The sequence below is a fragment of the Streptomyces auratus genome (assembly GCF_050433025.1).
Classification (GTDB): domain Bacteria; phylum Actinomycetota; class Actinomycetes; order Streptomycetales; family Streptomycetaceae; genus Streptomyces; species Streptomyces sioyaensis.
On record NZ_JBNGCB010000003.1, the window covers coordinates 3,486,151 to 3,508,104 of the forward strand.

The 21,954-nt window shown below is 72.2% G+C and carries 19 protein-coding genes; 10 read left to right on the plus strand and 9 right to left on the minus strand.

The window, feature by feature from the left end; all coding sequences use genetic code 11:
• Positions 1 to 480 precede the first annotated feature (480 nt).
• Together BKA18_RS34870 and BKA18_RS34875 are read right to left on the minus strand one after the other, a co-directional pair.
• On the minus strand, positions 481 to 1,122 hold the full coding sequence (locus BKA18_RS34870; RefSeq protein WP_366044908.1) for a helix-turn-helix transcriptional regulator: 642 nt from the start codon (positions 1,120 to 1,122) through the stop codon (positions 481 to 483).
• Positions 1,123 to 1,378: 256 nt separating this feature from the next.
• Positions 1,379 to 4,303: an AAA family ATPase gene (locus tag BKA18_RS34875; RefSeq protein ID WP_366044909.1), complete on the minus strand. Its 2,925-nt coding sequence runs from the start codon at positions 4,301 to 4,303 to the stop codon at positions 1,379 to 1,381.
• A 167-nt stretch (positions 4,304 to 4,470) separates the two neighbouring features.
• Here BKA18_RS34875 and BKA18_RS34880 point away from each other — a divergent pair, with 167 nt between their 5' ends.
• Positions 4,471 to 7,290, plus strand: a complete 2,820-nt coding sequence (locus BKA18_RS34880; RefSeq protein WP_366044910.1) for a helix-turn-helix transcriptional regulator — start codon at positions 4,471 to 4,473, stop codon at positions 7,288 to 7,290.
• Positions 7,291 to 7,735: 445 nt separating this feature from the next.
• Positions 7,736 to 8,050, plus strand: a complete 315-nt coding sequence (locus BKA18_RS34885; protein WP_366044911.1) for a type II toxin-antitoxin system Phd/YefM family antitoxin — start codon at positions 7,736 to 7,738, stop codon at positions 8,048 to 8,050.
• 39 nt (positions 8,051 to 8,089) lie between these two features.
• Here BKA18_RS34885 and BKA18_RS34890 read toward each other — a convergent pair whose 3' ends face one another.
• On the minus strand, positions 8,090 to 9,034 hold the full coding sequence (locus BKA18_RS34890; protein ID WP_006608039.1) for a M28 family metallopeptidase: 945 nt from the start codon (positions 9,032 to 9,034) through the stop codon (positions 8,090 to 8,092).
• A 521-nt stretch (positions 9,035 to 9,555) separates the two neighbouring features.
• Here BKA18_RS34890 and BKA18_RS34895 point away from each other — a divergent pair.
• The 6 genes from BKA18_RS34895 to BKA18_RS34920 are packed head-to-tail and all read left to right on the plus strand — an operon-like array spanning position 9,556 to position 14,247.
• On the plus strand, positions 9,556 to 9,858 hold the full coding sequence (locus BKA18_RS34895) for an urease subunit gamma (RefSeq protein WP_006608038.1): 303 nt from the start codon (positions 9,556 to 9,558) through the stop codon (positions 9,856 to 9,858).
• Positions 9,859 to 9,875: 17 nt separating this feature from the next.
• Complete coding sequence (locus tag BKA18_RS34900) at positions 9,876 to 10,187, plus strand: urease subunit beta (protein WP_006608037.1); 312 nt, start codon at positions 9,876 to 9,878, stop codon at positions 10,185 to 10,187.
• Positions 10,180 to 11,901 carry an urease subunit alpha gene (locus tag BKA18_RS34905; RefSeq protein ID WP_366044912.1) on the plus strand — a complete coding sequence of 574 codons (1,722 nt, stop codon included), beginning with the start codon at positions 10,180 to 10,182 and terminating at the stop codon, positions 11,899 to 11,901. Before BKA18_RS34900 ends, BKA18_RS34905 begins: the two co-directional genes overlap by 8 nt.
• 43 nt (positions 11,902 to 11,944) lie before the next feature.
• A complete protein-coding gene (locus BKA18_RS34910) occupies positions 11,945 to 12,619 on the plus strand; it encodes an urease accessory protein UreF (RefSeq protein ID WP_093487623.1) in 675 nt (224 codons plus the stop codon).
• A 57-nt stretch (positions 12,620 to 12,676) separates the two neighbouring features.
• Positions 12,677 to 13,372 carry an urease accessory protein UreG gene (ureG, locus tag BKA18_RS34915; protein WP_093487625.1) on the plus strand — a complete coding sequence of 232 codons (696 nt, stop codon included), beginning with the start codon at positions 12,677 to 12,679 and terminating at the stop codon, positions 13,370 to 13,372.
• Positions 13,369 to 14,247, plus strand: a complete 879-nt coding sequence (locus tag BKA18_RS34920; RefSeq protein ID WP_366044913.1) for an urease accessory protein UreD — start codon at positions 13,369 to 13,371, stop codon at positions 14,245 to 14,247. Before ureG ends, BKA18_RS34920 begins: the two co-directional genes overlap by 4 nt.
• A gap of 14 nt (positions 14,248 to 14,261) precedes the next feature.
• On the opposite strand, the gene BKA18_RS34925 is transcribed toward BKA18_RS34920, so the two are convergent.
• The 4 genes from BKA18_RS34925 to BKA18_RS34940 all read right to left on the minus strand — a co-directional run bounded on the left by BKA18_RS34925 (position 14,262) and on the right by BKA18_RS34940 (position 16,441).
• On the minus strand, positions 14,262 to 14,636 hold the full coding sequence (locus BKA18_RS34925) for a roadblock/LC7 domain-containing protein (protein WP_006608032.1): 375 nt from the start codon (positions 14,634 to 14,636) through the stop codon (positions 14,262 to 14,264).
• 76 nt (positions 14,637 to 14,712) lie between these two features.
• Complete coding sequence (locus BKA18_RS34930; RefSeq protein ID WP_006608031.1) at positions 14,713 to 15,093, minus strand: roadblock/LC7 domain-containing protein; 381 nt, start codon at positions 15,091 to 15,093, stop codon at positions 14,713 to 14,715.
• 70 nt (positions 15,094 to 15,163) lie between these two features.
• Positions 15,164 to 16,015 carry a hypothetical protein gene (locus BKA18_RS34935; RefSeq protein WP_366044914.1) on the minus strand — a complete coding sequence of 284 codons (852 nt, stop codon included), beginning with the start codon at positions 16,013 to 16,015 and terminating at the stop codon, positions 15,164 to 15,166.
• A 42-nt stretch (positions 16,016 to 16,057) separates the two neighbouring features.
• Positions 16,058 to 16,441 carry a hypothetical protein gene (locus tag BKA18_RS34940; protein WP_006608029.1) on the minus strand — a complete coding sequence of 128 codons (384 nt, stop codon included), beginning with the start codon at positions 16,439 to 16,441 and terminating at the stop codon, positions 16,058 to 16,060.
• 667 nt (positions 16,442 to 17,108) lie between these two features.
• Here BKA18_RS34940 and BKA18_RS34945 point away from each other — a divergent pair.
• Entirely contained in the window at positions 17,109 to 18,746 is a 1,638-nt protein-coding gene (locus BKA18_RS34945) for an alpha/beta hydrolase (protein ID WP_366044915.1), read from the plus strand.
• 148 nt (positions 18,747 to 18,894) lie between these two features.
• On the opposite strand, the gene BKA18_RS34950 is transcribed toward BKA18_RS34945, so the two are convergent.
• Both BKA18_RS34950 and BKA18_RS34955 read right to left on the minus strand, forming a co-directional pair.
• Complete coding sequence (locus BKA18_RS34950) at positions 18,895 to 19,950, minus strand: NAD-dependent epimerase/dehydratase family protein (RefSeq protein WP_366044916.1); 1,056 nt, start codon at positions 19,948 to 19,950, stop codon at positions 18,895 to 18,897.
• An 89-nt stretch (positions 19,951 to 20,039) separates the two neighbouring features.
• Positions 20,040 to 20,798 carry a lysophospholipid acyltransferase family protein gene (locus BKA18_RS34955; RefSeq protein WP_366044917.1) on the minus strand — a complete coding sequence of 253 codons (759 nt, stop codon included), beginning with the start codon at positions 20,796 to 20,798 and terminating at the stop codon, positions 20,040 to 20,042.
• A 405-nt stretch (positions 20,799 to 21,203) separates the two neighbouring features.
• Here BKA18_RS34955 and BKA18_RS34960 point away from each other — a divergent pair, with 405 nt between their 5' ends.
• Positions 21,204 to 21,893: a hypothetical protein gene (locus BKA18_RS34960; protein WP_366044918.1), complete on the plus strand. Its 690-nt coding sequence runs from the start codon at positions 21,204 to 21,206 to the stop codon at positions 21,891 to 21,893.
• The last annotated feature ends 61 nt before the right edge of the window (positions 21,894 to 21,954 follow it).

Here is a 21,954-nt window from a genome sequence, read left to right on the forward strand (position 1 = left end):
CCACCTCATTTCCCTCTGACCCTGGCTACTCTCGTTCCCGACGGCCGGTCGACCGCGGAGGGCATCACCACGACGAGAGGCTCCGCTCGGCCATTGGCCGGGCCGCAAAGGCGTGCGTGCTGTGGCGCAGAAGGCGGCACGCAGCGAAGAAGGCCGGTCGGTGGCGAGAATCTTCCGCGGGTGAGACAGCGGCGGTGGAAGCGGACGCACGGTGGGGCGCCAAATTCCTGTGGATGACGCTGACTTTTCCTTGGATCCGGCATCAACCGGACGGTCTGCTTGGTAGATCACGCTCCTTCACATTGCAGGGACGCCCGGTCCGGAGTCCAGCATTCCGGAGGGCCTTTGCCCTTTTGAACAGGCCTGTGCATACCCCGGGGCACCGCAGGCGGCAACGCGCTGCCATGGTGAGCGATCCGGGCGCCGTTGCCTTCCGCCGCAGGTTGTGTCAGGCCGGACCGGCACGTGTCGTGCCGTTGATCAGATGAGGCCGGCGCGGATGGCGTAGGAGACGGCGTGCGAGCGGTTGCGCAGCTGTAATCGCTTCATCAGGCCGTGGAGGATGTACTTCACGGTGCGCTCCGAATAGCACAACTTGGCTGCGATCTCGGCGAGTTCTTTTCCCTCCGAGACCAGGCGGAGGACATCGAGTTCGCGGGGGCTGACGCCTGAGGCGGTGAGGCCGCGCGGCGCAAGGACCTCCCGGTGGGTCCACCGGACCTGTTCCATCAGCGCGCCCTGCAGCGTGGGCGGGAAGCTGCCGCCGCCGTCCGCGACGGTGAGCAGGGTGCGCACGAAGGCGGAGGGAGTGAACGTGTCACGCCACAGCACGGCGCGCACTCCCCGGTCGATCGCCGCGGAGACGTCTGCTCGCCAGTGTCGTCCGGCGACGAGGAGGAAGCGCGTGTCGGGCCTGTCGGACAGGGCGCGCAGCCGGTCCAGTGCGGTGGCGTCGACGGTGTCGAAGGCCGCGACGACGGCGTCGGCCTCGTGGCTTCTCTCCGGTGGGACTTCCTGGACGCGGCGGTCGTGCTTGAGGGAGCTGACAAGTCCCGCGTGGACCACGGGGTCGGGTGAGTGGACCGCCACACGCACGGTGCCGGTGAGTATCTGCTCAGGCATTTCGCCTCCCCATCGGTAATCGCCCATGAGGTAGATGATCATGCCACGCACATTTTGCTCACCGGCTTTCCGCACGCCTCGATCGCTTAATGACAGGGAAACCTGTCGCAACGATCCGAGGAGACCCCCACCGTTCAGGAGAAGTCCGCCGGCGGCCCAGGAGAGTTCCGCGGAAAGGGATTTCCCCGCCGGGACTCCCCGGGCCTCGCTCCGCCCCGGCCTGCCCTGGGGGAGGGACGGGCGCGCGGCGGGACGTTCAGAGGTCCGGAGCGGTCAGGGGGTTGCCGGTGAGCATGGCCGAAACGATCTCGGTACGAGACCGAAGACCGGTGCGTGCGAACAGCCGTGACAGGCGATTGGCGACGGCGTCCTGGCTGAGCCGCAGCACGGTGGCGATCTGGCGGTTCGCGAGCCCCTCGGTGACCAGGGTGGCCAGCAGCTGCTCGTTCTCGGCGGCGGCCTGTCTGCGGCCGGGGACGGTCAGCCCGGCCTCGCGCATCGCGGCCCGGGTGTGGAAGCGGCTCAGCAACGAGCCCGTCTCCCCGTACAGTTCGTACGCCTCGTGCAGCAGCTCCGGGGGGCCCGCGTCCCCGGCCGCCGCCGCCAGCGTGACCGCGGTCTCGAACGGCTGGCACCGCGAGCGGGCCAGCTCCACCGCCTCGTGCAGCAGCTCGCGCGCGGCGCCGGAGCCCTGCTGGCGCACCCGCGCCGATGCCAGCAGGTACAGCAGCCGGGTGCGTCCGCTGCCGGTACGCCCGGCGAGTTCCTCCAGGCGCCGCAGACAGCCCGCCGCCGCATCGGCCCGGCCGTCCTCCGCCCGGAGCATGGCGAGGGCAGCGGCCAGCTCGTCGGTTCCGTAGACATAGCCGCGCGCGTCGGCCTCCCGCAGCCCGCGCCGCAAGATGCGGTCGGCCGCGTCGGGACGGCCCATGGTCCGCAGCACCGCGGCCTCGGCGACGTCCAGGAAGATCTCCACATGACCCTCGTGGGTCCCGCGCTCACCGGCGATCAGACGGGCGGCGCCGGTCGGCTTGCCCCTGGCCAGCAGGATGGCGGCCGTCCCCGCGGTGAACAGATGGTGCTGGGGCGGCGCGATGAACGCCTGATCCTTCGCGACCATGCCGCGCGCCAGCGCCAGCGCGTCGTCCCACCGGCCCTGGAGGTGGAGCAGGAGGAAGTGGCTGGTGGGGGGAAGCGCCTCGGGCGGCATCCCGCGGTCCTTCAACAGGTCCATGGCGCCGCACAGGTCCGCGTTGCCGAGCAACTGGAGGGTGTACCCGGCTGCTATCGAGTACAGCGCCTCCGGGGGGAGGCCGGGGTCCGGCGGTGTCTCCAGGGCCCGGGCGAGCATGTCGGTCCGGCCCTGCACCAGGTTCCCGGCGGCCTGCAGCAGCTCGGGTATCAGCCGGATGTGCGGGTCCGGGCGCCACACCGGCTCCGTCCGCGAGAGCAGGTCCAGACCCTCCGGCCACCGCCCGCTCATGCACAACGCCAGGGCCCGCGCCGGCAATGCGGCCTCCGGGGGCAGCGGCAGACGGTCCCACCACTCGGCCGCCCCCATCCGGGACAACTGCGGCCAGTCCTTCACGGAGGTGACCGCGACGACCTGGAGGGCGGCGAGCTCGTGCAGATCCGGGCCGCTGACGACGTCGGAGGGGTCGCGCAGAATCGTCTCCGCCGCCTGGCCCGCCACCGGGTGGTCGCCCACGACCCAGGCGGCCTTCACACACCGCAGCAACGCCAGTTCGCGGGCCGCCGGTTCCTCGATCAGGCGCAGCGCCGCCCGGAACCACCGCAGCATGCCGCGGTCCTCGGGGTCGGGGTGCAACGCCTCGGCGGCGGCGGTGAGTTCCGCCGCCGCGCGCTCGCGGTCGATCAGCACGCCCGCGTCGGCCATCCGCTCGGGCAGGTACGTCACGGTGTCCGCCTCCTCAAGGAGCACGGCCGGACGCCCCGGGGACGTCGCTGCGGCCGTGCCGTCCCGAGCCGCCCAGAGAGCCTCCACCGCGGCGGCGGACATCCGGGCGCGTTCCAGGGGCCCGAGCCGTTCCCGGGTGGCGTGCTCCATCAGCGGTGACCGGAACACCCAGCCCCGGGGGCCGCCGCCGTCCTCGCCGGGCAGTTCGTCGAGGAGGCCCGCGGCGATCAGGCGGCGCACGCCGTCGCCGACCTCCTGGTCGGACAGCCCGGTGGACCTGGCCACCAGCGCCACCGCCGTCCGGCCGAGCGGCCACAGGACGCTCAGTGCCGCCGCCGTCGTCCGGCACGGTTCGCCGAGCTCGTGCAGCGCCCTCATGAACCGGTCCTCATCGGGCAGTACCGGCACCGGCGCGCTCGCCGCGAGGAAGGCGTGCCCGTCGGCGATGCGCACCGCGTCCCGCCGCGACCACTCGGTGAGCAGCGCGTCGGCGGCTGCGGGAATCCCGCGGGTCAGCCCGAGGACACGCGCCACCAGGGCCGGGTCGGGCGCCGCCTGCGACCGCCGCGCCACCATGTCGGCGAGCTGCGGCCGGGTCAGGCGCGGCAGGGCGATCGTCCGCGCCGTGCCCGCTGCCGCCGGCAGTCCGACGGCCTGGTCCTCCCGACGGCCGGACGCGGCGTCACCGGCCCCGCCGGTGTGCCGTACCGACGTGATCACCAGCCGGACCTCCGGGGGGCACCGGGCGGCGACGGCTCCCAGTACGCCGAGGGATGCCGCGTCGGCGTACTGCGCGTCGTCCACCACCACGGCCACGGGCGCCGCATGCGTCAGCGCGAACAGCAGTGCGTCGGCGAGCGCCGCCCGATCGCCCCTCTCCGCGGCGGGCAGCACCTCGGCCTCCAGGTTCGCCCGGCCGGCCGCGGGCTGCCTCCCGGTGACCGACCGGTGCTCCCGCACGGCGGTGACCACCCGCAGCGCCAGCAGGAGCGGACGGTCCTGGTCCCCGCGCACGCAGACCAACGGCAGGACCACATGATCCCGCGCAGCCAGCCGTTCGGCGGCCGCATGCGCGAACGCGCTGCGCCCCGCTCCCCGTTCTCCGTGGACGAGCACCAGGCCGGGACCGTCCGGGTCGTCCAGGCAGCGCTCCAACTCTGCCAACTCCTGCTCACGACCCACCAGTTGCCCGCTCGCGCCATCCGTCCACGTCGCCGTGGCACCGCGCACCACCCCGGTGTCCGCCCCCCGGCCACTGTCCACGGAACCTCCTCAACGCCGTGTCACCGGCGGGCATTCCGCCTGTGTACGCGCGACGGGACCGGTGCGCCGGTCCCGTCGGAGCCTGCATTATGGCCGTCTCCCACGACGACGTCACGATCAGCGGGAGGGCCCCGGTCGACGTGGGCCGAAAGCGAGTGAGGAGTCCAGTGGAACGCCGTGCATCTCTCGTCGGCAGGGACCACCAAGTCGGCGTTGTCGCCGACGCCCTGCGTCCGGCCGGTACGGCGCGGACCCTGCTCGTGACCGGCGAGGCCGGAGCGGGCAAGACCGCCGTGCTGGACGAGGCGCGGTACGCGGTGGTCCAGGAGGGGGGCAAGGTGCTGCGGTTGTCCTGGGAGACCGCCACCGGGCCGACCGGTGCCGCCACCCTTGCCGACGCCGTCTGCGGCGTGCTCGCCGAGATCCGGCACGCCCGGCTCCCGGCCCACATCACCGCCGTGCGCCGGGCGCAGTCGCGTTCCGGTGACGGCGGCGAACTGACACTACTGTCCACGCTGGGCGAGACCCTCGCGGACGCGGCGTGCGACGTGCCGTTCGCCCTCGTCCTCGACGGCGTCGAGCGCATGCACCCGCCGACCGCGTCCGCGCTCCAGCTGATGCTGCGCGTGTTCCGGCCCGCGGGCCTGCCGGTGGTGATGGCCGGGCGCCCGGTGCCCCGGGGCCCGGCAGGCGCGCCCGACCTGGCGACGGCGGCCGACCGGGTGCTCGACCTGCCGCCGCTGCGGCCGGAGGACGTCGGCGAGCTCGTCGGACAGCGCCTCGGCCGTCCCGCCGAACCCGCGCTGCTCGCGGCGGTGCGGCGTTCCCTCGGCCCCCTGGCCGGCAGCCCCGCGGCCGTGCTGTCGGTGCTCACCGCGCTGGACGAGGACGACGGCCTCGTCGACCTCGACGGCCGTGCCTGCCTGGCCGGGACGGAGGACGACCTGCGGCTCACCGTGGACGCGGAACCGCTGCGCCGGGTCGCCGCCGACGGCACGGACGCCGCCGTCGCCCTGGCCGGCCTCCTGCACCGCGCGGAACTGCGGCTGGAGGACCTGCACCGCCTGATCCCGGCGTGCGCGGTGCTCGCCGCGGACCTCGGCCGGACGGTGGACCGGCTGGTGCGGGAGCGGGCGTTGACCATCGACGGGGACGGCCGGCTTGCCTTCGCCGTCCCCGCGCTGGCGGCGGCGCTGCGGACGCTGCCGCCCCGCCGCGACGTCCGCTCGATGCACGCCGCCGTCGTGCGGACGGTCGCCGAGCGGCTGGGCCCCGCCGCCACGGGCGCCTGCCATCCGCTGCTGGCCGACCACGTCGCGGCCGCGGGTCCCGCGCTGAACGACGGCGTGGCGGTGCCGTTGCTGCTGGCGGCCGCCGCCAAGGATGCCCGGTCCTACCACCCGCGGGGGGCGCGGGCCTACCTGTCCGTGCTGCGCCGTCTGCCGCCCAACTACCCCGCGACGCTGGGCGTGTTGCGCGAGGCCGCCGAACTGGGACTGTGGTGCGGCGACCACGCCCACGTCCTCGGGCTGGGCGAGCCGATCCTCACCAGCCTGCGGGACCCCGGCCCCACCGACGGCGGCGGGCTGGAGTTCGCCACGCACGCCTGGGGGCTGTCCGCACTGCACGAGCACCGGTCGCCCTACGGCGCCGCGGCCCGGGAGGTGTTCGCGCGGATGCCACGGGCGGCGATGCTGGCCGCGCTCGGCGGCCGGTACGGGATCGGCCCGCTCACCCCCTGGCCCTCGTCCGCGGAACCCGCCCCGGACAGCGGCCGGCTGCACGATGGGTACGGTCCGCTGCCGTCCTGGGCCGAGCTGCGGACGCTGGCCGCCGCCGTGGGCGGCCACGAGGAGCTGGCGAGGGCCGTCCACGGCCTCCAGCGGGAGGAGGGCTGCGAGGCGGCCATCGGGCGGCTGCGTGACGCCGCGGCCTACGGCGACCTGGCGGGCGCCCTCGAATCCGTGCTGGGCGAACGCTACGTACGCGCGGGCCACAGCGCCGCCGGCCGCTACCACGCCATGGTCCGCGACTACCTGGCCGGGCGCTGGGACGACGCCCTGTCGGCAGCCCGCGGCATCGAGCGGCGCAGCGGGGCCCCCGGCGGGCCGGGCGGCCAGTTGGCCCGGGCGCTGGCGGCCGAGATCCACTGCTTCCGCGGTGACCTCGTCCGCGCCCGCGAGTGGCTCGACCTCATTCCCGGCACGGTCGTCCACCCGTTGGTGGCCCGCGCCCGGCTGGGGGTGCGGTACTGGTCGGGACAGCAGGACGCGGCGCTGGAGGAGGCATGGCACGACGTGCGGCGGGCGCGCGACAGCGGCCTGCTCGCCGGGACCGAGAGGGTGCTGATGCGCATCCTGGAGTTCGCCGAGGAGACCCGGCCGCGGCAGGCGCGGCAGGCCCTGGAGCAGCTCGCGGCACTGCACGCGGAGGCGGACACGGCCATGACCCGGGAGGCGCTGCTCGTCGGCCGCGGGGTGCTGGACGGCGACGCGGACGGCGCGCACGACGCCTACCGCTCGGCCGAGCGGCGGGGCGACCGGCACATGATGCTGTACTGCTGCCAGATCCTCGCCGACGTCGGCGACGATCCCCAGCCGTGGCTGGCCGAGGCGGCGCGGCACATGCACGTGCTGTCGGTGGGGCGTCCCGGGCGAGCCCGGCTCGGCAGGTCGGCGCAACGCCGCAACGTGCCGCTGCCCAGGGGCCGTTCGGCCCGCGAGGGCCTGAGCGAGGCGGACATGCAGCTGATCCGCATGGTGGGCGAAGGCGGCACCAACCGGCAGATCGCGGCCCGTCTGGCGTGCAGTGAGAAGACGGTCGAACAACGGCTGGCCCGGCTGTTCCAGCGCACCGGCCGACGCTCGCGGGTGGAGCTGGTGGCAGCCTGGCTGGACGGGAGCCTGGCCGGGCTCGGCCCGGTGCCGGACGTCCCGCCGGGCGGTGCGCCGGGACCGGGAGCGGGGTCCGGCCCGGCCGGCGGGTGAACGCGCGGGCGGCACAAGAGGCGTTCACGGAGGTGGCGCCCGCGCGGGAATCCCATGAACGCCTCGCTTCGTGCCAGGGCCCGCACCGGAGCTGTGGCGGGCTGGGCCGGTAATGGTGCCGTCGTACACCAGCGGTCCGTAGGAGTATCGAATTCTTGGACGGCTCAAACCTTAACAATCTCCAGAGAATTCTCGGGTAATCGACCGGCTATCGCCCGCGGTCCACTGTGGCCCTTCGCGATTCCCCGGTGATTCCGAACCGCCGACAACATCGAGATCCTCAGGACCGCGCCACAGGCACCGAGGGTGAACGCCCACGCCGAGCGGTTCATCCGCAGCGTGCGGGCCGAGTGCACCGACCAGAGCACGCGAGAACCTCTGACCTGGATATTCGCTGTCGTCACGGACCACGGCGAACCAGGTGGACATTACATAGGCTAGGAACATGGCCTACGAAATTCCGGTGACGCAAGCCCGGGCGGAGCTGGCGGATCTGATCAACCGAGTCGTCTACGGCGGCGAGCGGGTGGTCGTCACCCGCCACGGCAAGCCGCTGGTGGCCCTGGTATCCGCCGCTGACCTGCAGCTTCTCGAAGAGCTGGGGCGGCGCGAGGAGGACGCGGAGGAGGAGCAGGTGATCAGTACGGTCTCGGCCGTACGGCAGCTCCCGTCTGCTCCGGGCGAACGGCGGAGGTTCGGGATCGCCGCAGAACACCGCGACCCGGCCGCCGGGGATCGGCGGCCGGGTCGCGGGCACTGAGGGGTCGGCCGGAGCCGACCGCGGGATGGTGCGGGTGGCTCAGGAGCTGAGCTCCCAGATCGCGTGGGCGATGGCGTCGGTGTTGTTGTCCAGCGCCTTGTCGTCCAGGTTCTTCGAGGTGTCGCAGGACTGGTGGTAGCAGGCGTCGAACGCCTTGCCCGCCGTGCCGCCCCAGGCCTTCGCCTGCTTCTCGGTCTTGATGTAGTCGGCGCCGGAGAACAGGCCGCCGACCGGGATGCCGGCGTCCTTGAAGGAGGCGTGGTCGGAGCGCCCGTCGCCCTCGGTCTCCTTCTCGGTGGCGATGTTCTTGGTGGCGAACCAGTCCTTGAAGACCTTCTCCAGGCGGGTGTCGTCGTCGTAGACGAAGTAGCCCGGGTTGGGCGAGCCGATCATGTCGAAGTTCAGATACGAGTCGATCTTCGACTTGTCGGCGCCGAGCTTGTCGACATAGGCCTTGGAGCCGACCATGCCATCCTCCTCGTCGCCGAACCAGGCGAAGCGGAGGTGCTTGGTGGGCTTGAGGTTCGACTTGGCGACCGCGAGGGCGACCTCGAGGATGCCCGCCGAGCCGGAGCCGTTGTCGTTGATGCCGGGGCCGGCGGGGACCGAGTCCAGATGGGCGCCGGCCATCACGGTCTTGCTCTCGTCGCCACCCTTCCAGTCGGCGACGAGGTTGTAGCCCTTGGCGCCGCCGTTGTCGAACTCCTCGACCTTGGTGGTGAATCCGGCCTTGTCCAGCTTGCCCTTGACGTAGTCGATGGACGCCTTGTAGCCGGCCTTGCCGTGGGCGCGGTTGCCGCCGTTGGCGTCGGCGATCGACTGCAGCTGGTCCAGGTCGCCCTTGACGGCCTTGACGTCGATGTCCGGGGCCTCGGCCGGGGCGGGGTCGGCGTAGGCGCCGGCCGCGGTGAAGAGGGTGGCGGCCAGGGCGGTCGCGGCGCCCGTGGCCAGCGCGGCCCGGCGTATTCGTGCCGAATTTTTCACGGTATGAGCTCCAGGTGTGGGGGGATGGTGCGGAGCGTTTTGACGCGCACATGAGAATTGCGATCACTTTGCCAACCGTCAAGAGCGCATATCGGACAGGCGTGTTCGCCGAGCGGGGTGTGTCCGTTAGGTGCGTTTGATGGCGGTTCGTGGTGCGTGGGAACCATCTGTTCCGTGGTCGGGCGCGGTCTGTAAGGTGTGGATTTCGCCACTCGATGCCGTGCGCGGCAGGGCGAGTGCGAGGGGGCCGAGGGGGTGCGCTCGCCCCGGCGGGGCGGTGGCGGCGCCGTGCTGCGGCGGCGTTACGTCGGCCGCATGAAAAGGCGCCGACGCGTCCCTGGCTGTAACGCCGACGAAATCCCGCCGAACTACTCTCCTGGCGTGGGGCTCTTGATGGCCAAGTGCTGGAAGTCGGTTTGCTCCTCCTTTAATTGCTGGGTGGTACACCTATCGTCACAGGTGTGCCCACGCCTGTGACCTGGGTGAATGTGTCCGGGCAGGAAGACCGTGAGGTGGAACGTATGCAACTGACCCCGCATGAGCAGGAACGCCTGATGATTCATGTGGCGGCCGATGTGGCCGAAAAGCGCCGCTCGCGGGGAGTGAAGCTGAACCACCCCGAGTCGATCGCCTTGCTGACCGTGCACATCCTCGAAGGCGCCCGGGACGGCCGTACGGTCGCCGAGCTCATGTCCTCCGGCCGCAAGGTGCTCACCCGCGACGAGGTCATGGAGGGCGTCCCCGAGATGATCCACGACGTGCAGGTCGAAGCCACCTTCCCCGACGGCACCAAGCTCGTCACCGTCCACGAACCCATCAACTGACGGCGGGAGAGCCGAAGATGATCCCGGGACAGATCCTCCACGCCGACGAGCCGGTACGCCTCAACGAAGGCCTCCCCCGTACGCGTATGACCGTCCTCAACGCCGCCGACCGCCCCGTGCAGGTCGGCTCCCACTACCACTTCGCCGAGGCCAATCCCGGCCTGGACTTCGACCGCGCGGCCGCGCACGGCAAGCGACTGAACGTCGCGGCCGGCTCCGCCGTGCGCTTCGAGCCCGGCATCCCGACCGAGGTCGAGCTCATCCCCATCGGGGGCAAGCGGATCGTCGAAGGGCTGCGCGGCGAGACCGGAGGCACTCTCGATGGCTGAGCTGACCCGTCAGGCGTACGCCGACCTCTTCGGCCCCACCGCCGGCGACCGGATCCGGCTCGCCGACACCGACCTGGTCATCGAGATCACCGAGGACCGCTCGGGCGGGCCCGGCCGGGCCGGTGACGAGGCCGTCTTCGGTGGCGGCAAGGTGATCCGCGAATCGATGGGGCAGTCACGGGCCACCCGCGCCGAGGGCACCCCCGACACCGTGATCACCGGCGCGGTCGTGCTGGACCACTGGGGCATCGTCAAGGCCGACGTCGGTATCCGCGACGGGCGGATCACCGCCCTGGGCAAGGCCGGCAACCCCGACACCATGGACGGCGTCCACCCCGACCTGGTCATCGGACCCGAGACCGAGATCATCGCCGGCAACGGCAAGATCCTGACGGCCGGCGCCATCGACACCCACGTCCACTTCATCTGCCCCCAGCAGGCGGACGAGGCCCTCGCCTCCGGTGTCACGACAATGATCGGCGGCGGTACCGGCCCCGCCGAAGGCAGCAAGGCCACCACCATCACCCCCGGCGCCTGGCATGTGGCCCGGATGTTCGAGGCGATGGACTCCTTGCCGGTCAATGTCGGACTGCTCGGCAAGGGCAACACCACCTCCCTCGCCTCGATGCGCGACCAGCTGCGGGCCGGCATCCTCGGCTTCAAAATCCACGAGGACTGGGGCGCGACCCCGGCCGTCCTCGACGCCTGTCTGAACGTCTGCGAGGAGAGCGGCGCCCAGCTCGCGATCCACACCGACACCCTCAACGAGGCCGGCTTCCTCGGCGACACCCTCGCGGCCATCGCCGGCCGCTCGATCCACGCCTTCCATGTCGAAGGCGCCGGCGGCGGACACGCCCCCGACATGATCGCGATGGTCTCCGAGCCGAACGTGCTGCCCGCGTCCACCAACCCCACGCGGCCGCACACCGTCAACACCGTCGAGGAACACCTCGACATGCTGATGGTCTGCCACCACCTCAACCCCGCCGTCCCCGAGGACCTGGCCTTCGCGGAATCCCGGATCCGGCCCTCCACCATCGCCGCCGAGGACATCCTGCACGACCTCGGCGCCATCTCGATCATGTCCTCCGACGCCCAGGCCATGGGCCGGATCGGCGAGGTCGTGCTGCGTACCTGGCAGACCGCGCACGTCATGAAGCGGCGCCGGGGCAGCCTGCCCGGCGACGGCGGTGCGGACAACCACCGCGCCCGCCGCTATGTCGCGAAGTACACCATCAACGCCGCGCTCGCCCAGGGCATCGACCATGTCGTCGGCTCCGTCGAGGACGGCAAGCTCGCCGACCTCGTCCTGTGGGACCCGGCGTTCTTCGGCGTCAAGCCGCAGCTGGTCATCAAGGGCGGTCAGATCGCGTATGCGCAGATGGGCGACGCCAATGCGTCCATCCCGACGCCGCAGCCGGTGCTGCCCCGCCCGATGTTCGGCGCCACCGGCAAGGCGCCCGGCAGCAACTCGGTCAACTTCGTCTCCCCGCAGGCCCTCGACGACGCGCTCCCCGAGCGCCTGCCGCTGGCGAAGCGCTACGAGGCGATCCGCTCCACCCGCCGCGTCACCAAGGCCGACATGCGCAACAACGACGCCCTGCCGCGGGTCCAGGTCGACCCCGACACCTTCACGGTGACCATCGACGGCGAGGTGGTCGAACCCGCCCCCGCCGCCGAACTCCCCATGGCCCAGCGGTACTTCCTCTTCTGATGGGACGCCGAGGGAACATCCCGATGAACGACCCGGACCACCGATGAGCCGCGCCGCACTGCTCGTCCTCGCCGACGGCCGGTTCCCCGCCGGCGGGCACGCCCACTCGGGCGGCGCCGAACCGGCCGTCACCGCGGGGCGCATCACGGACGCCGCCACCCTGGAGACCTTCTGCCGGGGCCGGCTGCACACCGCCGGCCTGGTCGCCGCCGGCCTCGCCGCCGCGGCCGCCGCCGGTCACGACCCGCTCCTCCTGGACGACGCCGCCGACGCCCGGACGCCCGTACCGGCGCTGCGGCAGGTCGCCCGGCGGCTCGGCCGGCAGATGATGCGGGCCGCCCGCGCGACCTGGCCGAGCGCCGCGCTCGACGCGCTCGCCGCGGCCCGTCCGCGCGGGGCGCACCAGCCCGTCGTGCTGGGCCTGGCCGCCCGGTCCGCGGGCCTGGCGCCGCTGGACGCCGCGCACGCCGTGGCCTACGAGAGCATCAGCGGTCCGGCCGGCGCGGCCGTCCGGCTGCTGAGCCTGGACCCCTTCGACGCCACCGCCGTACTCGCCCGCCTCGCTGCCGACGTCGACCGGGTCGCCCAGCAGGGCGCCGACGCCGCGGAGCGCGTTCTCGCCGAAGGGACCGATGCGCTGCCCGCGGCCTCCGCGCCGCTGCTCGACATCACCGCTCAGCAGCACGCGGCCTGGCCGGTACGACTCTTCGCGTCCTGACCCCGCCGGCCCCCGCCGGACCCGAGCGGCCCTGGCCGTACGAACCACGGAGTGACCATGCACCTCGACCACAAGGAAACCTTCCCCGAGCGGCACACCTACAGCGCCGCCGGGCCGAAGCGCCCCGACGGAACCCGGCGCGCACTGCGCATCGGTCTCGGCGGGCCGGTCGGCACCGGCAAGACCGCCACCGTCGCCGCGCTCTGCCGTGCGCTGCGCGACGAACTGTCCCTCGCCGTGGTCACCAACGACATCTACACCCGCGAGGACGCCGAGTTCCTGCTGCGGGAGGCCGTGCTGCCCGCCGAGCGGATCTCCGCCGTCGAGACCGGCGCCTGTCCGCACACCGCCATCCGCGACGACATCTCCGCCAACCTGGAGGCGGTGGAGGACCTGGAGGACGCGGTCGGACCCCTCGACCTGGTCCTGGTCGAGTCCGGCGGGGACAATCTGACGGCCACCTTCTCCAAGGGCCTGGTCGATGCCCAGATCTTCGTCATCGACGTGGCCGGCGGCGATGACATCCCCCGCAAGGGCGGCCCCGGCGTCACCACCTCCGATCTGCTCGTCATCAACAAGACCGACCTCGCGCCGTACGTCGGTGTGGATCTGGCGGGCATGGCCCGCGACGCGAAGGCGCAGCGCGGCGAGCTGCCGGTCGCCTTCACCGCGCTGACGTCCGAGAACGGCGTGCAGCCGGTCTCCGACTGGGTCCGCGGGCGGCTGGCCGACTGGACCGCGGGCCGCGCATGACCCTCGCACTGCACACACCGGCCCGGCCCGAGGGGACGCCCGCCCCGTCGGCCGCCGGACTGCGTGCCACCGCCCGCATCCTCGCGCGGCTCGACGAGGGGGGTACCTCCCGGTCGAGCGCGGTCGAGAGTGGGGGAGCTGTCACCCGGCTGCCCGTTCTCGACGGCGACGGCCCGTTCGCGTTGCGCCGCGTCGGCGCGCCCGGCCGGCAGGCCCGGGTCTGCGTGGTGGGCGCGATGAGCGCCCCGCTCGGCGGCGACCGGCTGGGGCTCGACGCCACCGTCGAGGCGGGCGCCGCGCTGCACCTCACGGCCGCCGCCGCAACCGTCGCGCTGCCCGGCCGCACCGGGGAACCCGCCCACTACGACGTACGGTTGACGGTGGGCGACGGCGCACGGCTCGACTGGCTGCCGGAACCACTGATCTCCGCGGCGGGCAGCGACCTGCGGATGACCACCACCGTCGAACTCGCCCCCACCGCCCGTCTGGTACTCCGCGAGGAGCAGGTCCTGGGACGCAGCGGCGAGGAGACCGGTGCCCTGCGCAGCCGACTCACCGTCCGCCGGGCCGGCCGGACGCTGCTCGACCAGGAGACGGCCTACGGGCCCGGCGTCCTCGGCTGGGACGGTTCCGCCGTCCTGGGAGGACACCGGGCGGTCGGCCAACTCCTGGTGGTCACACCGGACTTTGACGACCGGCCGGCGGACGTGCGGTTGCTCGGCGGCGCGGCGGGCGAGCGGCCCGCGGCGGACGAGGGCCAGGGGGTGCTCGCACCGCTCGCCGGCCCGGCGGCCCTGGCCACGGCCGTCGCCCCGGACGCGCTGCGGCTGCGCCGCCTCCTGGACGAGGCCGTGCGGAGCGCCGCCGCCGGGTGACGGCGGCGCCCTCGTCAGACCTCCAGGTCGGCCTCGACCTTGGCGAGGCGGTGGCGGGCCAGCGCGAGGTTCGCGCGCTTGCGGTCCAGCACCAGGTAGAGGAAGAGGCCCTGGCCGCTCTTCCCGGTCACCGGGCGGATGATGTGGTACTGCGCGGTGAGGGTGATGAGTATGTCCTCGATGGAGCCCTGGAGTTCCAGCATCTCCATGGTGCGCATCTTGGCGCGTACGACATCGGTGTTGCCGGCCGCCGCGACATTGAGGTCCAGTACCTGGTTGTCGCCCAGCGCGGCCAGTGCCATCCCGCTGGTGTAGTCGACCAGGGCGACGCCGACGGCGCCCTCGATGGACGACATCGCGTCGGAGAGGGCGGATTCCATTTGAGCCATGAAGGGTCAGACCTTTCGATTTCTTGATGGTATTGCCGGTGTGCGGGGGTACTGCGGGGTGCCGGTGTGTGGGGGCTTATCGGCGGGGCGGGGTGTCCACGAGGGCGCCGATGCGTTCCGCGGCCTTCCTGGCCTGCAGATGGAGCCGCCCCACATTGGTGTCCGGGCTCGCCACGGCCGTGAGCACCGCGCGGCGTCCGGCCGAATAGGCCGCGATATAGCCGTCGGCGCCGCGGGTCAGGGATTCCTCGAAGTCGCCCTGCCCGGTCGCCTCGGTGAGGCGCTTGGCGACCCCGATCGCCGCGGCGGTGAGCGCGGCCAGGCCGTCCGGTTCGATGTCCGGCAGATCATGGGCGATGACCATGCCGTCCACGCTCGCCACCATCCCGCCCTGGAAATGGCGTACTTGATCGCGCAACGTGTGCAATTCCTCCCGTATCCGGGGTTCGATCGTCATCAGTCTCCTTTTCCTGACGCGCCCTCTGATGACGCGCCTCATGGGGTGCACCGGCTTCGCGCAGCAGAGCTCACAGTTCTTCCTCCAGCGCCGTACGCAGGCGGACGAGGAGGGCGATGGTCGGGTCGGCCGTGTCGAAGACGTCCGGAAGCGGCAGCGGCCGGACGGGCGCGGTGTGGCCGGCGGCAGCGGGGGCCGGCGACCCGTCCAGGCAGGCGCCGGGGCGTCGCCGGGGGAGCGGGGCCGGGGGCGGGGGGACCTGGACCAGGCCGGCCGCGGCGAGCAGGCGGATGTCGAGCAGCGTCGCAAACGCCGACTCCCCCAGCACACGGGCCAGTTCGTACGGGGTGTGCCGGCCGTCGGCACGGTCGAGCAGCCGCCGCTGGCGGCGGGTGGTGGCGGCCGGTATGCGGGTGCCGACGGGTATGACGGGCGACGTGTCGGCCGCCGCCCAGGGCTGGAGCCGGTCGAGCAGCGCCCGGCGGCGGGCCGTCGCCTGCTGGAGGGCGGCGGTGCTGACCGGGCGTATGACACCCAGCCAGTGCGCGGTTCCGGGGGTGAAGGAGGTGGCCCCGGGCAGCAGCGGCAGGGCGAAGAACGCCGCATCGAGCAGGGCGGCGAGATGGCAGATCTCCAGCTCGCCCTGGGTCAACCAGCCCTCTTCGACCAGGAATCGGCCGCCGGATCGCCGCTCCCCGGCCGCTTCGGCGGCGTACTCCCAGCCCTGCGGCGGGACCTTGCCGGCCGCGGTGAGGCGGCTGCCGAGCCCGGGAGCGGCGGTGCTCTCTATGCAGTACACCGCACCGTCGAGGAAGTAGAAGCAGCCGTGCGGACCGGAGAGGGCGCCGGTGACGCGTTCGGCGGCGAACCGGTCGAGCAGCCCGGCCGGAGCGGGCGGGGGAGGAGATATGGGCAGGCCCATGGTGGTTCCCTTACCGTTCGTACGAGGTGGCGGAGCGCGCCGTCAGGACGCGACCAGCTCCGCCGCCAGATCGCGCAGCCGGAGCCGGGCGACGGCGAGATTGGCCTGGGAGCGGTCCAGCCAGAGGTAGAGATAGGTCTGGCTGTCGAAGGCCGTGTGCACGAAGCGGATGAGGTGGTAGCTGCCCGCGGCCGTGATGATGAGGTCCTCCAGAGCCGGACCGCCGGTGCCCGCGGTGTCGAAGGTGGCGTTGCGCGTGACGGCCTGCACCACATCGGCGGTGTCGGCGGCGGCCGCGTCGTGGTCGCCGTGCGGCGCCTGCCCCGCCGTGCCGAGTGTCAGACCACTGGTCCAGTCGATCAGTCCGGCGCCGAGCACGCCCGGGATCCCCATGGCTCGGAACAACACCTGATCGATACCCGGCACTTCGGATCTCCTTCGGGACGATTCGGTCGTGGGGCGCGAAAACGCCGAAGGCCTCCCGTGGCGGTGAGTGGGAGAGCCTTCACGGAAGGTTACTGAAGGGGTGCGTCTGGCACATGCCTCACGGGCAGGTCTACGGCAATTGACGTATTCTCGCCCCTCCGCGCCCCCTCCGACGGTCCACGCGCCGGCCATCAACCGGCCAGGTGAACAGGGGCGTTGAGGCCTCGCCGCGGACACCCACCCTGGTCCCTGCACTGCTCTCGCTCGGTCAATTGCGCGGTATTCCCCCCAAGTTGACGGCTCCGGTGGTACAGCGGGAGCGGCGAAGGGCGGTCGTCCTTCGCCGACGATCCTGGCCTGAATGGCGGGGTTCCCCTGCGATGCCCCAGCCGTTCGACGGTGATGTCCCAGCCACTCGCCGGTGGATCTTGGCGCAGGAGACCCGCTGCCGGGGGCGCCGGGGGAGCCCGGCGGGGGAGGTGTGCGCGGCCGAAACGGCTCCCGTGCGCCCCCGGCGAACCGGAGCCGGAGCGGCCGGATACCTACAGCTTGGTAAAGAATTGCGGGTCCAACCTGTTCAACCGGGCACGCCACCCGTCAGGATCCCTCTGTAAGCCTGTGATCAACGCCGCCACGAGTGGCGCACCATGCAGGGGGAATTGACCACGTGAGAAAATCAGCAGCGCTCGGCGCCGCCGGCACCCTGGTGACCGGAGCGCTCCTCGCCGGAGCGATATCTGCCACGCCCGCCACCGCGGGTGAGCGGCACCCGAGTGGCTCGGCCGAGGCGCACGGCGTACAGACCGCCGCCGCGCGCGCCGCCAAGAAGGGCATCCACTGGCAGGAGTGCCCCGCCGACTGGGGCCTCAAGTCACCCATCCAGTGCGGCTATGTCGTGGTCCCCGTCGACTACGCCAAGCCCAACGGCCGCACCATCAAGATCGCCGTCGACCGGGCCGTCAGCACCGGCAGCAAGAAGGAGCGCCAGGGCTCCCTCGTGTACAACCCCGGCGGCCCCGGCGGATCGGGCATGAAGTTCCCGAACCGCATCACCACCAAGAACCCGCTCTGGGCCAAGACCGCCAAGGCGTACGACTTCGTGGGCTTCGACCCCCGGGGCGTGGGGCACTCCGCGCCGATCTCCTGCATGGACCCGCAGGAGTTCGTCAAGGCGCCCAAGGCCGACCCGGTGCCGGACAGCGAGGCGGACAAGCGCGCCCAGCGCAAGCTCGCCAAGGAGTACGCCGAGGGCTGTGCCGAGCGCAGCCACGGCCTGCTGCCGTACATGACGACGTCGAACACCGCCCGCGACATGGACGTCATCCGTGCCGCGCTCGGTGAGAAGAAGCTCAACTACCTGGGCGTCTCCTACGGCACCTACCTGGGCGCCGTGTACGGGACGCTCTTCCCGGGCCATGTCCGCCGGATGCTCGTCGACAGCGTCGTCGATCCCTCCCGCGAGAAGATCTGGTACCAGGCCAACCTCGACCAGGACATCGCCTTCGAGACCCGCTGGGGCGACTGGAAGAAGTGGGTCGCCAAGAACGACGCCGCCTACCACATCGGGGACACCCCCCAGAAGGTCCAGGCGGCGTGGGACAAGCTGCGGGCGACCGCCAAGAAGAACCCGATCGGCGGCGTCGTCGGCCCCGCCGAGCTCACCGGCTTCTTCCAGAACGCGCCGTACTACGACTCCATGTGGGCCACGGTGGCCGAGGTCTGGAGCGCGTACCTCTCCGGTGACAGCAAGCCGCTGGTCGAGAACGCCGGTCCGAACCTCAAGGACACCGCGGGCAACATCGCCTCGGAGAACGGCAACGCCGTCTACACGGCCGTCGAGTGCACCGACACCAAGTGGCCCACCGACTGGCGCACGTGGGACCGCGACAACACCCGCATCCACGCCAAGGCACCGTTCATGACCTGGTCCAACGCGTGGATGAACCTGCCCTGCGCCACCTGGCCGGTCAAGCAGCAGCGCCCGGTCGACGTCAAGACGGGCAAGGGCCTGCCGAGCGTGCTGATCGTGCAGAGCGTCCGTGACGCGGCCACGCCGTACGGCGGCGCCGTGGACCTGCACCGCCGCTTCAAGGGCTCCCGCCTGATCACCGAGCGGGACGCCGGATCGCACGGCGTCACCGGCCAGGTCAACCCCTGCATCAACAAGCGGGTCGACGCGTACTTCCTGGAGGGGAAGACCGACCCCAAGGACGTGACCTGCGCTCCGCACGCCACGCCCCAGCCGGGCAACGCGACGGCCAAGGCCGCTGCCAAGAGTGTCGCCGACCTTCTGTCCGCACCCTGATCCGGCACGGCAGAAAAGGGGCGGCCGGGATCTTCCCGGCCGCCCCTGTCGGTACCCCCGTATCCGATTCCTCACGGCGATCAACGTAGGCGCGGGCCACCTGCCCCGCCCGCGGATATCGGCGCGCCCGGCCGGTCCGCGGGCGCCCTCAGCGCTGCCCGCCGCGGCCGGCCAGCCAGCGGTCCTCGGCCGCATAGCCGAACAGTTCCTCGTCCGGGTAGTGGCCGGCCATCAGCGGGAACGCGTCCCACCAGTCCCGCCCCTTGACCTGGTCGGCCAGCCACGCCACCGTCTCCGGCAGCGACTCCTCGTACGTCGTCACCGCCCGATAGCCCAACTCCCGCTCCGCCGCCGTCATGTCGTAGACGATGGGGTGCGGTGTCGTCCACGGTGTCTTGCCGACCCCGGTCGACGGCGGGGCACCGGCCGGCCCGACGATCTCGCTCGGCGGCGCCCCCATCGCCGCGTCCACCGCCGCGGAGATCTCGGCGACCGTCGGGGCCTGCGGATCGCCGGCATTGAGCACCCGCGAACCCGGCCGGCGGGCCGCCAGCCGGACCAGCTCGGCGAGGTTGGCCACATGCACCGGATGGAAACGGCTGCTGCCGCCGTAGGCGAGCACCCGCACCCGCCGCCCGTCCAGCACCCGCTTGACGAAGTACAGCTCGCGCGGCAGCGGGCTGTACGGACCGTGAATCGCCCCGGCCCGCAGCAGCGTCACCGGCAGCCGGTCGCCCTGCGCCAGCAGTGCCCGCTCCAGGGCGATCTTGCGGGTGCCGTAGTCCGCGTCGCCGGGCGGCACGGTCGGCTGGGTCTCGGGGAGGGGCACCGGATAGGCCGGGAAGCCGTCGGGCTCGCCCATGGTGGCGAAACCGCGTCCCCGGTCGTCCTTGTACACCGCGCCACTGGAGATCACCACGGCCGAACCGATCCGGTCCGCCAGGCCGGCCAACTGCCGGGCGTGCGCGGCACCGTAGGCCACACAATCGAGGAGCACGTCACAGCCCTCGCCGATCAGCCCGGCCAGCGCCGCGTCGTCCTCCCGGTCCACCGCCACCGAACGGACCTCCGCGGGCCAGGATTCATCCCGCCCGCCGCGCCGGGACGCGGCCGTCACCGCCCAGCCGTCCCGCGCCAGGGCCCGCACCGCCACGCGCCCGATCTGTCCGCTCGCCCCGATCACCACTGCGCTGCCTGAGGTCATACGGGGACCCTACGGAGGAGGGGGCGGCGGTCGCCGCACGTTCGCCCCCGGCGCAACGGTCCACGGGGCGGGGGCCGGACGGCCGCCGATCAGGCCGCCCGCCCCTTGCCCTTGCCTTTGCCCTTCCCCGTCCCCTTCGCCTGTCCCCGTCGCCCCTGTGCGCGCGCCTGCGCCTGGGCCTCGGCCTTGGCCTCGCCCGCGTACCGGTCGACGTACTCCTGGCCGGACAGCGAGAGGATCTCGTACATGATCTCGTCGGTGACGGCGCGCAGAATGAAGCGTTCGTCCTCCATGCCCGCGTACCGCGAGAAGTCCAGCGGCGCGCCGAAACGGATGGTGATCCGCATCGCGCGCGGCAGTCGCCGGCCCGTCGGCTGCGCCTCGAAGGTGCCGATCATCGCGCACGGCACCACCGGTACGCCCGCGGTGATGGCCATCGAGGCGACACCGGTACGCCCCTTGTAGAGCCGCCCGTCGTGCGAGCGGGTGCCCTCCGGGTAGATCCCCAGGAGGTGGCCCTTGCGCAGGACGGAGAGCCCCGCGGAGAGCGCCGCCCGCGAGGCGCGGCCCCCGGAACGGTCCACCGGGATCTGCCCGACGCCGCGGAAGAACGCCGCGGTCAGCCGCCCCTTGAGACCGGGCCCGGTGAAGTACTCCGCCTTGGCCAGAAAGGTCACCCGGCGCGGCACGATCGCCGGCATCACGAAGTGGTCGGCGAACGACAGGTGATTGCCCGCGATGATCGCCGCGCCCTCTTCCGGGATGTGCTCAAGACCCTCGATCCGTGGCCGGAACACCAGCCGCAGCAGCGGTCCGAGGAGGAGGTACTTCAGCACCTGGTAGAGCACGGAGCAGCTCCCTCTTGCGTCGGGTGGCCGTGGCGGTGATGCCGTTCCAGGTCACGAGGGGCGCCGGAACGGCCAGTGAGTTTATGGGCACAAAACGCCGCTGGTAACCACCTTCGGCCGGATCGATGCTGTCCTCCGCCAGGCGACCGGCGGCCACACGGTCGGGTGTGTCAGGCGCACGCGCACCCCGCTCGCCATGTTCGCCGGTGTGTTGCGGCTGTCCGAAAACCCGCGCCGGCGGACCCAAAACCCCGCACCCTCGCAGAGATACCTGCCCGCCGGGAATCCCCTTTGGCATCCACGGACAACTTTCAACTCGTACTGAACCAGGCCGGGTTGGCGCGTCGTACTGTCCGGCAACCGCGCCTGAACCCACGGTTCCAGGCCGAGGACAGGAGTTCAGAGATGTCCCGAAAGAGAACAGTCGGCCGGCGTCAGAAGATCATTGTCTGCGTCAGTGCCGCGGCGCTGGTCGGTGGCATCGCCATCGCCACCACGGGCACCAGTCAGGCATCGGTGGCCTGCGACGGGCTGGCCACGGCCCTGAGCAACAACCAGAAGTTCATCGCCGACCAGCAGGCCAACCCGGACGCCCAGTCGGCGGCCCGCATCGCCAACCGGCAAGCCGTGATCAAGGAGATCCAGGTCAAGCAGAAAGCCGCCGGCTGCTCCGGGGACGGGGGCGGGGGTGATGCCGCGGGCGCGCCGCCGGCGAAGCAGGCACCCGCCGGGGACGCCCCGCCCGCGTCCTCGGCGGCGCCGCCCGGTTCGGCGGAGCAGCAGTCCGGATCGGGCGACTCCACCGCCTCCGCGGCCCCGCCTGCCGCGGGCAACTCGTCGGCCGACGGCGACGTGGTCTGCCCCGGCTCGACAGTGACCCTCTCCGGCGAGGGCGGCGCTCCGGCGGCGTCCAGCAACCAGTTCCCCACCGGTACCAAGCTGAAGGTGACGAACCTGGACAACAACAAGTCGACGACCGTCTCCGTGACGTCCACCTCGGGCAGTTGTGCGCTGCTGAACAACGCGGCCTTCGAGCAGGTACGTGAGGAGGGGAAGAACCTGATCCGGCGCGCCAAGATCGAGCGCGTGGGGTAATCCCGGTCCGGTGGCCGGCAACGGAGCCGCCTCCTCCGTTGCCGGCCACCCTGTTCCCCAG